Genomic DNA, 12614 nt, shown 5'->3' with positions numbered 1-12614 from the left:
CGCCCTGCTGGCCGGCGTGCCGCCCAAGCGGCTGATCCCCGGCAGCAACACCACCATCGGCGTGATCGCCACCGATGCCGTGCTGACCAAGGCCCAGGCCGCGCGCCTGGCGACCGTGGGCCACGACGGCTTCGCGCGGGCCATCAACCCGGCGCACACCCTGCTGGACGGCGACACGCTGTTCGCCCTGGGCACCGGTGCGTCGGGCCGGGCGGCGGAGATGATGCTGCTGGCCACCATGGCCGCCGAGGCGGTGGCGCTGGCCACTGTGCGGGCCGTGCGCATGGCGCGCGGGATGACGGTGGACGGCGTGCGGGTGCCGGCGGCGTCGGAGCTCTAGGCCCCGGACGGCTCCGCCGTGCTCGCCCGCGCGTTGCGCTGGATCCTCCGCCTGCGCGGAGGATGACGAGAGGTTTACTTGAGTGCCTTGAAGCGGACGCGCTTCGGCTTCGCGCCCTCTTCGCCCAGCCGCTTCTTCTTGTCGGCCTCGTACTCCTGGTAGTTGCCGTCGAAGAACACCCACTGGCTGTCGCCCTCGGCGGCCAGGATGTGGGTGGCGATGCGGTCCAGGAACCAGCGGTCGTGGCTGATGACCATCACGCTGCCGGCGAACTCCAGCAGCGCGTCCTCCAGCGCCCGCAGCGTTTCCACGTCCAGGTCGTTGGAGGGCTCGTCCAGCAGCAGCACGTTGGCGCCCTGCATCAGCGTCTTGGCCAGGTGCAGGCGGCCGCGCTCGCCGCCGGACAGGGTGCCGACCTTCTTCTGCTGGTCGCCGCCGTTGAAGTTGAAGCGCCCGCAGTAGGCGCGGCTGGCCATCTGGAACTTGCCGACGGTGATGATGTCCAGCCCGCCGGAGACGTCTTCCCAGACGGTCTTGTCGGCCGACAGCTCGTCGCGGCTCTGGTCGACGAAGGCCAGCTTGACGGTCTTGCCGATCTTCACCGTGCCCGAATCGGGCTGCTCCTTGCCGGCGATCATCTTGAACAGCGTTGACTTGCCCGCGCCGTTGGGGCCGATGATGCCGACGATGGCGCCGGCCGGCACCTTGAAGCTGAGGTTGTCGATCAGCAGCCGGTCGCCGAAGGACTTGGAGACGTTCTCGAACTCGATCACCTCGGTGCCCAGTCGATCGGCCACCGGGATGAAGATCTCGTTGGTCTCGTTGCGCTTCTGGTATTCGACGTCGGACAGCTCCTCGAAGCGGGCCAGGCGGGCCTTGCTCTTGGACTGGCGGCCCTTGGCGTTCTTGCGCACCCACTCCAGTTCGCGCTTCATGGCCTTGGCGTGGGCTTCCTCGCCCTTCTGCTCGGCCTCCAGGCGCGCTTCCTTCTGCTCCAGCCAGGTGCTGTAGTTGCCCTTCCACGGGATGCCGCGGCCGCGGTCCAGTTCCAGGATCCACTCGGCGGCGTTGTCCAGGAAGTAGCGGTCGTGGGTGATGCCCACCACCGTGCCGGGGAAGCGCTGCAGGAACTGCTCCAGCCACTCGACCGATTCGGCGTCCAGGTGGTTGGTGGGCTCGTCCAGCAGCAGCATGTCGGGCTTGGACAGCAGCAGGCGGCACAGGGCCACGCGGCGCTTCTCGCCGCCCGACAGGTTCTTGATCACCGCGTCCCAGGGCGGCAGGCGCAGCGCGTCGGCCGCGATCTCCAGCAGGTGCTCGGAGTCGCCCTCGGCGCCGGCGGCGGCAATGACCGCCTCGAGCTTCTGCTGCTCCTCCGACAGCTTGTCGAAGTCGGCGTCGGGCTCGGCGTAGGCGGCGTAGATCTCCTCCAGCCGCTGCTTGGCGTCGGCCACCTCGCCCATGCCGCTCTCGACCGCCTCGCGCACGGTCTGCTCGGGATCGAGCTGCGGCTCCTGCGGCAGGTAGCCGATCTTCAGGCCCGGCATCGGCGTGGCCTCGCCCTCGATCTCGGTGTCGAGGCCGGCCATGATCTTCAGCAGCGTGGACTTGCCCGAGCCGTTGAGGCCGAGCACGCCGATCTTGGCGCCGGGAAAGAACGAAAGGGAGATGTCCTTCAGGATCTGCCGCTTCGGCGGCACGATCTTGCCGACGCGGTTCATGGTGTAGACGTACTGGGCCATGGGAGCTTGGTAGGAATGCCGGGCGAAACCGCGCATTATCCCCGCTGGGGATTGCCGCAGGGCTGGGTGCGTCATTCGGACGGGGATCGCTGCCCCGCCATCTCCCTGCGGCCGGCGCGCACCGACGCGCCGGCGGGCCCCGGTCAGCCCTGCCCGCCGTCCAGGCTGTTCTTCAGCGCCGCCTTGGCGACCTGGTCCAGCGCGTCGTCCACCACCGGGCGGTCGGCGACCACGCGCAGCGAGCCCTGCGAGCGCAGCCGCTCCAGGGTTCGCCGCGACATGGAGTGCGCCGTGCCGGACAGCGAGGTGAACATGAACAGGGTGCCGTGCGGGCTGGCCCAGGTGAGCTGCACCCGGATCCAGCGGCCTTCCACCACCAGTTCGGCCCAGGTGCCGGTGCGCAGGTCGGCGGCGCCGGCCACCGGCTCGTGCGGCGAATCGGAATCGTCGAACGGGATGCCGGCGGCCGCCAGTTCCTGGGGCAGCAGCGAGTCCTGGCCCAGCCAGCCCGACTCCTGCACTTCGCTGTCGGCCAGCCACGGCTCGGCCTCCGGCTCCGCGCCGGCCGGCGGGGGCGCCGACTCCAGTTCGGCCGCGCGCCGGCGGGCTTCCTCCTGCGCACCTTGCAGTGCGGCGGCGTGCAGCGCGCCCAGATCGTCGAAGAAGCGCTGCGTCAGCTCCGCCGGGTAGGCGATGCGCTCCAGGCCCTCGCGCAGCTTGGCCACCAGCGCCGGCACCATGCGCGCCAGCCTGTGCGCGCGGCGCCGCTGCGCGGTGGACTTCTGCACGCTCCAGACCAGGTCGTCGACCAGCGCGCGGTAGCCGAACGGGTCGTCCGAGCCGTCCGTGCAGGTGAGCTGCGCCTCGGCCACCACCTGCGACCAGGAGCCCTTGAGGAAGTCGATCACGAACGGGGCGACGTCCAGGCCTTCGGCCGCCTGCACGAACTCCGCGGCGTGCTTCTGCGCCAGCAGGTTGCGCTGCTCGGCATGCTGCAGCGCGCGCGCGGCCTCTTCCCGGCGCTGGCGGACGGCCTGGTCCTGTTCGGTCCAGACCTTCTGCAGGTGCTCCAGCAGTTCGGCGAAGGTGCCGGCATCGACCACCTTGCTTTCGTTCAGCCAGTGCGCGGCGTACTGCACCGAATCGAGGAAGCGCTTCCAGCCCGGGTCGTCGGTGCCCTGGAAGGCCAGGCTGCGCTGGGTGACCCGGTCGAGGAACTGGCGCGCCGGGTGGGCGCGGTCGCTGAAGAAGCGCGAATCCTGCTGTGCGAGCTTGCGCACCGCCGGCTCGATCAGGCCGAGCTGCTCCTTGAAGCCGGGCAGCAGGCGCGTGTCCTTGGCCAGCGTCTCGAACATCAGGCGCAGCACCTCCTGGCCGAGCTGGTGGCCTAGCCGGATGGGCGCGCCCTCGTGGGCCGCAACCGGCTGGGCAGGGGCCGGCGCCGGCGCCTTCGGCCGGGCCTCCAGGCTCTTGACCAGCGCATCGACCTGCTTGAGCTCCTGCAGCAGGGCCATGGAGGCCGGCACCGTGTGCAGGAACTCCATCTTGCCGTTGCCGGCGGGTGCGTCGAAATCACCGGCCAGCAGCTTGCGCAGGCGATCCAGCGTGAGCAGGGTCCTGGCCATGCTGCCGCTGGCCGGCGCACCCTGCGCACCGCCACCCTGCTGCAGCTTGCCGCCGACCGGCACCGCGGGCTCGACCCCGGTGGACAGCAGCCAGTCGGACAGCTCCCGGTACAGGCGCCGCAGCTGCGCGCCGAGCAGGCCGCCCGCCGGCGCGATCAGCGTCTCGCGCGCCTGCGCATCGGGCACGTGCGCCGCCAGCGTGGCCTGCAGCGCACGCACGAAGACCTCGGGCCGCAGCGGATTGAGGCCGGGCTGGATGGTGCGCCAGCCCAGCAGCGTGCTGAGCAGGGCGTCCACGGTGGGCAGCACGTCGTCCACGGCAAACGACACTTCCTGCTGGGCGCGCGCGACCTCGATGCTCTGGTCGAGCTCGTCGTCGCCGAACAGCTGCAGGTCCTCGTAGCGCAGCACCTCGGTCTGCACCTGTTCCTTGCCGCCACCCTCGCGCGCGATGCGCGTCAGCTCCTCCTGGTAGGTGGCCTGGACGGCGACGGACTGCGCCTGCAGCGCAGCGATCGCCTCCTTGATGCCGGGCTGCTGGAAGGCGGCCACGCTCTGCGGGCCGACCGGTGCGGCGCCCCGGACCAGTCCCTGCACCACTTCGGCCATCAGGGGCTGCGCCTGCTGCAGCATGGTCGCGAGGCAGTCGTTGAGGTTGGGCTGCGTTGCCGTCGGATCGTCCGCGACACCGATTCGCCGTGGAAGCATCTTGGCCATGGTCCGGTTCATTATGGCCAGCCGGCTCAGCTTTGCGAAGCATGCGACAATGCGGGCTCCCGCGTGAAAAAGCAGTCGCTTGCGCGGGCTCGGCGATTTCGCCGGGGAGTCAACGGCCCCGCTGCCGCCAGGCTCCCGACCTCAACCCCATCTGCCTTTGACTGGCTCGGCGCTGCAGGCGTCGTACAGGCCGATACCCCGCGCCACGGTTGGCGCTCAAGTGTTCAATGACCTTTGACGAACTGAATCTGGCACCCGCCATCCTCAAGGCCGTGCGCGAGCAGGGCTACGAAACCCCCACCCCCATCCAGGCCCAGGCCATCCCGGCCGTCCTCGAAGGCCACGACCTCCTCGCCGGCGCGCAGACCGGCACCGGCAAGACCGCCGCCTTCACCCTGCCGCTGCTGCACAAGCTCTCCAAGGGCCAGGGCAAGACCAACAAGTTCGGCAAGGACGGCATCGCGGCCTTGGTGCTGACGCCGACGCGCGAACTCGCCGCCCAGGTGGAAGAGTCCGTCCGCACCTACGGCAAGCACCTGCCGCTGTCCTCCACGGTCATCTTCGGGGGCGTGGGGATGAACCCGCAGATCGAGCGCATCAAGAAGGGCGTGGACATCCTGGTGGCCACGCCGGGCCGCCTGCTCGACCTGCAGCAGCAGGGCCACCTGGACCTGTCCACCGTCGAGATCCTGGTGCTGGACGAAGCCGATCGCATGCTGGACATGGGCTTCATCCACGACGTGAAGAAGGTGCTGGCGCTGCTGCCCAAGGACAAGCAGAGCCTGCTGTTCTCGGCCACCTTCAGTGATGAAATTCGTGACCTTGCAAACGCTTTGTTACGCGATCCGCGTAGCATCCAGGTCACACCTCGCAACACCACGGTCCAGCGAATCACCCAAGTGGTGCATCCGGTGGGCCGCGCGAAGAAGAAGCAGCTGCTGGCCCACATCATCCAGCAGCACGACTGGAGCCAGGTGCTGGTCTTCACGCGCACCAAGTTCGGCGCCAACCACGTGGCCGAATTCCTGAACAAGAACGGCATCACGGCCATGGCCCTGCACGGTAACAAGAGCCAGGGCGCCCGCACCCAGGCCCTGGCCGGCTTCAAGAGCGGCGAGATCCGCGCGCTGGTTGCCACCGACATCGCGGCCCGCGGCATCGACATCGACGACCTGCCGCACGTGGTGAACTACGAGATCCCCAACGTGCCGGAAGACTACGTCCACCGCATCGGCCGCACCGGCCGGGCCGGCAAGGAAGGCCAGGCGGTCAGCCTGGTGTGCCTGGACGAGGAAGGCTTCATGCAGGAGATCGAACGCTTCACCCGGCAGCAGATCGCGGTGCAGTCGATCGAGGGCTTCGGCCCCGAACCGGACGAGCGGGCCGAGCCCATCGCCATGGGCCGCCAGACCCTGTGGGGCGGCGCTGGCAAGCCGCCCAGCCGCGAGGTGATGGCCGCGGCCGCCAAGGCGGCGCGCCAGGAAATGATGCAGCGCATCCGCGAGAACAAGGGCGAGCGCAAGCCGGCCGGCGGCGAGTCGCGCGGCAACGGCAACGGGGCCGCCAATGGCGCGCGCAACGGATCGGCTCGGCGCGACGGTGCCAACGGCGCCCAGCGCAGCCGCCCGGCGGGCCAGGGCCCGGCGCCCTCGCACAACGGACGCTCGCACAACGGCGGCGGCGCGCACCGCGCACCGCAGCAGCCCCGCGTGGCGCACGACGTGCAGGACGACGCGTTCGACGATCGCGAGGACCGCATGCCGCGCAACGTCGATCCGCTGCGCACCAACCTGCCGAGCCGGCGCGACACCATCGGCGTGCGCCGCCCGGCCAGCGGCGGCGGCCAGCCCGACCCGATGCGCACCAGCATCGACGCCATGGGCGCCGGCAACCGGCGCGGCGGCGGCAGCGGCAACCGCAGCCGCGGTGGCTCGCGCGGCTACGGGCGGTAAGCGCTTCGTCTCCGCCTCCGGGGGCGCCTTCGTCTTTCCAGGCGAGGCGCCCTTTTCCTTTTCCGTCCTCCTTGGCGGAGACGGAGGATCCAGGCAGGTCTCCGGCACTCGCGAAACGCGGTAGCTTTCCCGCCTTCGCGCACTGCTGTCCGGGACCTGTTCGCATCGACCGGGGGCTCATTTCGTGCTCGCACCCGCAGAGCCGTTCCCGCGGCGGGCGGCGCCGGGCGGGGCTGATTTGTGTGGTGCCGCGAAATTTCTCCGGACTGGGGCAGCGCGCCGCAGGCGCGCGACCGTGCACTGACTTGGCGGCGACTGTTTGAGTAGTGCGACGAAGGAGCACAACGAGTTTCGCCGCCCGCCCCAGGCCGGAGAAATTTCGCGGGAAGCCCCTGCGAGCGTCAGCGAGCAGGGGCCGCCACACCATGAAGCAACGTCCGGCGCCGCCCGCCGCGCCCCCAGGCCTCAGCTCGACGGTCTTGATGCGCGCCGTGCGTGCTGCCGAATGCGGGAGCTCTGGATCCCCGCCTTCGCGGGGATGACGGCAGGCGCGCATAGCGACGACCTGAGGCGCAGAATCCGCGCATGCCACCGACCGCGCCGCCCGCCTCCCGCACCGCCCTGCTCGCCGGCGCCACCGGCCTGGTCGGTCGCGAACTCCTCGCCGGCTTGCTGGCGGATGCGCGCATCGGCCAGGTCCACACGCTGGCGCGGCGCGAGCTGCCCGCTTCGCATCCCAAGCTGGTGCAGCACCGCGTGGACTTCGGCGCGCTCGCGCCCGTGCCACCGGCCGACGAGGTCTATCTCGCCCTGGGCACCACCATCAAGGTCGCGGGCAGCCAGCCCGCGTTCCGCGCCGTGGACTACGACGCCAACCTCGCGGTCGCACGCGCGGCGCGCGAAGCCGGCGCCACCCGCCTCGGGCTGGTCAGCGCCATGGGCGCCGACGCCCGGTCGTCGATCTTCTACAACCGGGTCAAGGGCGAGCTCGAACAGGCCCTGGGCGGCCTGGGTTACGAAGCGCTGGTGATCGCCCGGCCTTCGTTCCTGGCCGGCGACCGGCACACCCTGGGCCAGCCGGTGCGATCCGGCGAACAGCTTGCGCTCAAGCTCAGCACCTCGCTGCGCCCGCTGATTCCCGCCAACTACCGCTCGATCCGGGCCGCCGACGTGGCCGCCGCGCTGCTGCAGGCCCTGCCGGGGTCGCGCGGCACCACGGTGCTGCTCTCGGGGCGCATGCAGGGGGCCGCGCGGCGCTGAAGCCGCGCGTCAGTCGCGCACGAACAGCGTCACCAGCGGCTGGTCGCCCACCTGGGCGCTGCGGTGCCCATGCACCGCCGGGTCGAAGGTGGCCCCGGCCGGCAGCAGATCGGCCGACCAGAAGTGCTCGCCGGGTCCGAACACGCGCGTGCTGCCGTCCTGCAGCCCGATCTCCATCGCGCCGGACAGGATGAACACCCACTGCGTGTGCGGCGAGCAATGGAAGCTGCTGCGAAAGCCCACCGGGCTGTGCCGCAGCTGCGCGCCGCTGGCTGGCAGCAGGGCCGACAGCCGGGCCTCGGGCTTGCCCTGGTCCAGCGGCACGGATTCCTCGCGGAAGCGGGCGCGCCCGTCGGTGTCGGTGAAGAGGACGACCTTGGTGAAGTTCATGGGGGCTGGGTGCGTGGTCGCGATGGCGCGGAAGGGCGCATGGTAGCGGCCCCGATCGGCGCGCGTACTACGATGGCCGCCATGGCTGCTACCCCCAACCCCTCCATCCGCTTCGGCCTCGACGGCCGCGTCTGCATCGTCACCGGCGCCGCCCAGGGCATCGGCGAGGCCTGCGCCCGCCGGCTGGCCGCCGACGGCGCGCAGGTGGTGGTCGCCGACATCGAGGACTCGCGCGGCCAGGCCCTGGCGACCGAGCTCGGCGGCCTGTTCGTGCACTGCGACGTGGGCGACAAGGCGCAGGTCGATGCGCTGGTGGCCGAGGCCATGCGCCGGCACGGCCGCATCGACGTGCTGGTGAACAACGCCGGGATCTTCAAGGCCGCGGACTTCCTGGAGGTGAGCGAGGCCGACTTCGATGCCGTGCTGCGAGTGAACCTCAAGGGATCGTTCCTGGTGGGCCAGGCCGCGGCACGCGAGATGGCCAAGGCCGGCCGCGGCGCCATCGTCAACATGAGCTCGGTCAACGGGGTGCTGGCGATCCCCACCATCGCCAGCTACAACGTGAGCAAGGGCGGCATCAACCAGCTCACGCGCGTGATGGCGCTGGCGCTGGCCGACAAGGGAATCCGCGTCAACGCGGTCGCGCCAGGCACCATTGCTACCGAACTCGCGGCCAAGGCGGTGCTGACCAGCGAGGACGCGAAGAACCGCATCATGAGCCGCACCCCCATGAAGCGCCTGGGCGAACCCTCGGAGATCGCCGACGTGGTCGCCTGGCTGGCCAGCGATGCGGCCAGCTACGTCACGGGCGAGATCGTGGTGGTGGACGGCGGGCGGATGACGCTGAACTACACCGTGCCGGTGTGAGTCCTCAGGTGCCGCCGCGCGCGGCCAGCCGGCGCTTGCGCCGCCGCCGCACCCGCAGCGACCAGATCCAGGACGCCAGGAAGTACGACAGCAGGCCCATGCCGACGGCGAAGATCGACAGGCCGAGCAGCAGCGGCTTGCCGACGGCGGCGACCTGGCGCATCGCGCGGCTGAACCAGCCGGCATCCGGCACCGCGCTTTCGGCCGGCTCCACTTCGGGCAGTTCCTCGCCGGGCGCCGGCCCCTCCTCGCCGAGGAGCGCCGCGCCCACCCGCCAGGCCGCGTAGTAGATCGGCCCGAAGGTGGCCGGGTTGGTCACCAGGGTGCTGGCCACCGCCGCCGGCACGTTGGCGCGCAACGCGACGGCCGCCGCCGCCGAGAACGGGATCTGCGCCAGCGGGATCAGCAGGCCGAAGAACACGCCCAGCGCGATCCCCAGCGCCAGGCCGCGGCGGCTCAGGTGCCACAGACGCGGGTGGTGCAGCGCAGGCCCGAGCCAGCGCAGCCAGCGGTTGCGCTGCAATTCATCGCGCGTCGGGACCAGTGCCCGCCATCTCTCGAGCATGCGCAAGATTAGCGCGGCGAAACTGTCAGGGCGGCAACATCTGCGGCGCGATCACCGTCGACATCGCCGCGTGAAGCTCAGGCGTTCATCACCGCCACGGCCCGCGCGTTCAGGTAGGCGTCCAGCGCCTCCGGACCGCCTTCGCTGCCGTAGCCGGAATCCTTGACCCCGCCGAAGGGCATCTCGGCCGAGGGCATGGCGGGCATGTTGATCCACAGCATGCCGACCTCCACCCGCCGCGCCAGCAGGTCGGCATTCTTCAGCGAGCGGGTGAAGGCATAGCCGGCCAGCCCGTAGGGCAGGCGGTTGGATTCGGCGATCGCATCCTCCAGCTTCTCGAACGAGCGGATCGCCGCCACCGGGCCGAACGGCTCGTCGTTGAACACGCGCGCCTGCACCGGCACCTCGTCCAGGATGGTGGGCTGCCAGAAGTTGCCGGCATCGCCGATGCGCTCGCCGCCGGCCAGCACCTTGGCGCCCTTTTCCACCGCGTCCTTCATGAACTCGGCCATCGCGGTGAGCCGGCGCGGGTTCGCCAGCGGACCCATCTGCGTGCCCTCGGCCAGGCCGTCGCCCACCCTCAGCCCCTGCGCATGCTTCGCCATGGCGGCAGCGAAGTCCTTGCGGATGCTCTCGTGCACCAGGAAGCGGGTCGGCGAGATGCACACCTGCCCGGCGTTGCGGAACTTGGCGCCGCCCGCGCACTTGACCGCCAGCGCTATGTCGGCGTCCTCGCACACGATCACCGGCGCGTGGCCGCCCAGCTCCATGGTCACGCGCTTCATGTGCTGGCCTGCCATCGCGGCCAGCTGCTTGCCCACCGGCGTCGAACCCGTGAAGGTGATCTTGCGGATCACCGGGTGCGGGATCAGGTAGCTGGAGATCTCCGCCGGGTTGCCGTACACCAGCCCCAGCACGCCGGGCGGGATGCCCGCGTCCTGGAACGCGCGGATCAGCTCGGCCGGGCCGGCCGGCGTCTCCTCCGGCGCCTTCACCAGCATGGAGCAGCCGGCCGCGAGCGCGGCGCCGACCTTGCGCACCACCTGGTTGATCGGGAAGTTCCACGGCGTGAAGGCGGCCACCGGGCCGACCGGGTCCTTGATCACCATCTGGCGCACCGCCAGGTTGCCGCGCGAAGGCACGATGCGGCCGTAGACGCGGAAGCCCTCCTCGGCGAACCACTCGATGATGTCAGCGGCGGCCATCGCCTCGCCCTTTGCCTCCACCAGCGGCTTGCCCTGCTCCTGGGTCAGCAGGCGGCCGATGGCCTCGGCGCGCTCGCGCATGAAGCCGGCCGCCTTGCGCATGATCCTGCTGCGCTCGGCCGCCGTCATGTCGCGCCAGGTCTCGAAGCCCTTCTGCGCCGCCTCCAGCGCCTTGTCCAGGTCGGCCTTGCCGGCGTGCGCGACGCGACCGATCTCCTTCCCGGTCGCCGGGTTGTGGACCGCCAGCGTGCGGCCGTCCGCCGCGTCCAGCCACTGGCCGTTGATGAAGAGCTGCGTGTTCGGGTAGGTCATGTCGCTCGTGAAAGGCTGAAGGGAAACCGGCGATTGTGGGCCAATCGGATGGACGGGTTGCCCGGCCGGACTTTCCCGCCGCCGTGGCGCGCGCTGTAGATTGCGCCATGGCCGCCGACCCCTTCGACCTGCAGCGCTTCGTGGCTGCACAGGATCCGGTGCTCGACACCGTGCTGCAGGAACTGCGCGCAGGTTGCAAGCGCACGCACTGGATGTGGTTCGTGTTCCCGCAACTGGCCGCGCTGGGCCGCAGCCACATGGCCCGGCACTACGGGCTGCGCTCGCTCGACGAGGCGCGGGCTTACTGGGCGCATCCGGTGCTCGGCCCGCGCCTGCGCACCTGCTGCGAAGCCCTGCTGCAGGCCAGGGGGCGCAGCGCGCACGACGTCTTCGGCAGCCCGGACGACCTGAAGCTGAGGTCGTGCATGACGCTGTTCGCCCTGGCGGCGCCGGCCGAGCCCCTGTTCGACGACGTGCTGCAGGCTTTCTGCGGCGGCGAACGGGATGCGCATACCGCCGCGCTGTGCGCCCACTGACCGGCGCGACCGCAAAGTCTGGAAACAGCGTCGGGACAAAAATGCCAACTCTTCGGCTTGCGCACGGGCCCACAAGATCGCGGCCCATGGATATAAACATGCACGAGGTTTGTTCTTCCTCGCAGGAGAAGTTCCGAATGCGCAAGTACAACGCCAGCCGCCAGGTGCTGGTCACCGGCGGGGCCGGATTCCTGGGCAGCCATCTTTGCGAGCGACTGCTGGACCAGGGCCATGAAGTGCTCTGCGTGGACAACTTCTTCACCGGGACGCGCCGCAACATCGATCACCTGCTGGACCACCCCCGCTTCGAGCTGATCCGGCACGACATCTCGCTCCCGGTGCAGCTGGAAGTGGACGAGATCTACAACCTCGCCTGCCCGGCCTCGCCCGTGCACTACCAGCACGACCCCGTGCAGACCGTCAAGACCAGCGTGCTGGGCGCGCTCAACGTGCTCGAGCTGGCGCGGCGCACCAAGGCCCGCGTGTTCCAGGCCTCCACCAGCGAGGTCTACGGCGATCCCGACGTGCACCCGCAGCCGGAGAGCTACTGGGGCCGCGTCAACCCGGTCGGGCTGCGCAGCTGCTACGACGAAGGCAAGCGCTGCGCCGAGACCCTGTTCATGGACTACCACCGGCAGTGCGGCGTCGACGTGCGCATCGCCCGCATCTTCAATACCTACGGCCCGCGCATGCACCCCAACGATGGCCGGGTGGTGTCCAACTTCATCGTGCAGGCGTTGCGCGGCGAACCGATCACGATCTACGGCGAAGGCGCGCAGACGCGCAGCTTCTGCTTCGTCGACGACCTGGTGGAGGGGTTCCTGCGGTACATGGCGCTGGAGGAGTCGATGCCCGGCCCGGTCAACCTCGGCAATCCGCGCGAGTTCACCATCCGGCAGCTCGCCGAACTGGTGATCGAACTGACCGATTCCGAATCGGAACTGGTCTTCAAGCCGCTGCCGGCGGACGACCCGCAGCAGCGCCGCCCCGACATCGCCCTGGCCCGCGAACTGCTCGACTGGGAGCCCACGGTGCAGCTGCGTGAAGGCCTGGCGCGCACCATCGAATACTTCGAGGAGCTGCTGCAGGTCGTCCACTGACGA

11 protein-coding genes are annotated in these 12614 nt (G+C 70.2%); 6 read left to right on the top strand and 5 right to left on the bottom strand.

What is annotated here, in order from left to right:
* Nucleotides 1–340 (top strand): P1 family peptidase (locus VEC03_RS03230; protein WP_324912698.1); only part of this gene is annotated, 340 nt, incomplete at its 5' end.
* A 74-nt stretch (nt 341–414) separates the two neighbouring features.
* Here the strand turns inward: VEC03_RS03230 and ettA are convergent.
* Together ettA and VEC03_RS03220 are read right to left on the bottom strand one after the other, a co-directional pair.
* Nucleotides 415–2082, bottom strand: a complete 1668-nt coding sequence (ettA, locus tag VEC03_RS03225) for an energy-dependent translational throttle protein EttA (RefSeq protein ID WP_324912697.1) — start codon at nt 2080–2082, stop codon at nt 415–417.
* Between the two features lie 143 nt (nt 2083–2225).
* Nucleotides 2226–4424, bottom strand: a complete 2199-nt coding sequence (locus VEC03_RS03220) for a DUF1631 family protein (protein WP_324912696.1) — start codon at nt 4422–4424, stop codon at nt 2226–2228.
* A 227-nt stretch (nt 4425–4651) separates the two neighbouring features.
* On the opposite strand from VEC03_RS03220, the gene VEC03_RS03215 reads away from it, so the two are divergent.
* Nucleotides 4652–6376: a DEAD/DEAH box helicase gene (locus tag VEC03_RS03215; RefSeq protein ID WP_324912695.1), complete on the top strand. Its 1725-nt coding sequence runs from the start codon at nt 4652–4654 to the stop codon at nt 6374–6376.
* A 585-nt stretch (nt 6377–6961) separates the two neighbouring features.
* Nucleotides 6962–7636: a nucleoside-diphosphate sugar epimerase gene (locus tag VEC03_RS03210; RefSeq protein WP_324912694.1), complete on the top strand. Its 675-nt coding sequence runs from the start codon at nt 6962–6964 to the stop codon at nt 7634–7636.
* Between the two features lie 9 nt (nt 7637–7645).
* Here VEC03_RS03210 and VEC03_RS03205 read toward each other — a convergent pair whose 3' ends face one another.
* On the bottom strand, nt 7646–8026 hold the full coding sequence (locus tag VEC03_RS03205) for a hypothetical protein (RefSeq protein WP_324912693.1): 381 nt from the start codon (nt 8024–8026) through the stop codon (nt 7646–7648).
* Nucleotides 8027–8107: 81 nt separating this feature from the next.
* On the opposite strand from VEC03_RS03205, the gene VEC03_RS03200 reads away from it, so the two are divergent.
* Nucleotides 8108–8893: an SDR family oxidoreductase gene (locus VEC03_RS03200; protein WP_324912692.1), complete on the top strand. Its 786-nt coding sequence runs from the start codon at nt 8108–8110 to the stop codon at nt 8891–8893.
* A gap of 4 nt (nt 8894–8897) precedes the next feature.
* Here VEC03_RS03200 and VEC03_RS03195 read toward each other — a convergent pair whose 3' ends face one another.
* Nucleotides 8898–9458, bottom strand: coding sequence for a DUF2062 domain-containing protein (locus VEC03_RS03195; protein ID WP_324912691.1), 561 nt, complete (start codon nt 9456–9458; stop codon nt 8898–8900).
* 77 nt (nt 9459–9535) lie between these two features.
* Entirely contained in the window at nt 9536–10975 is a 1440-nt protein-coding gene (locus VEC03_RS03190) for an NAD-dependent succinate-semialdehyde dehydrogenase (RefSeq protein WP_324912690.1), read from the bottom strand.
* Nucleotides 10976–11082: 107 nt separating this feature from the next.
* On the opposite strand from VEC03_RS03190, the gene VEC03_RS03185 reads away from it, so the two are divergent.
* On the top strand, nt 11083–11511 hold the full coding sequence (locus VEC03_RS03185; RefSeq protein ID WP_324912689.1) for a DUF1810 domain-containing protein: 429 nt from the start codon (nt 11083–11085) through the stop codon (nt 11509–11511).
* A gap of 137 nt (nt 11512–11648) precedes the next feature.
* Nucleotides 11649–12611: a UDP-glucuronic acid decarboxylase family protein gene (locus VEC03_RS03180; protein WP_324912688.1), complete on the top strand. Its 963-nt coding sequence runs from the start codon at nt 11649–11651 to the stop codon at nt 12609–12611.
* Nucleotides 12612–12614 lie beyond the last annotated feature (3 nt).

The organism is Ramlibacter sp., from assembly GCF_035627355.1.
GTDB lineage: Bacteria > Pseudomonadota > Gammaproteobacteria > Burkholderiales > Burkholderiaceae_C > Ramlibacter.
The sequence above is the reverse complement of the archived record's forward strand: the minus strand, read 5'-3'. Positions and strand labels throughout refer to the sequence as shown.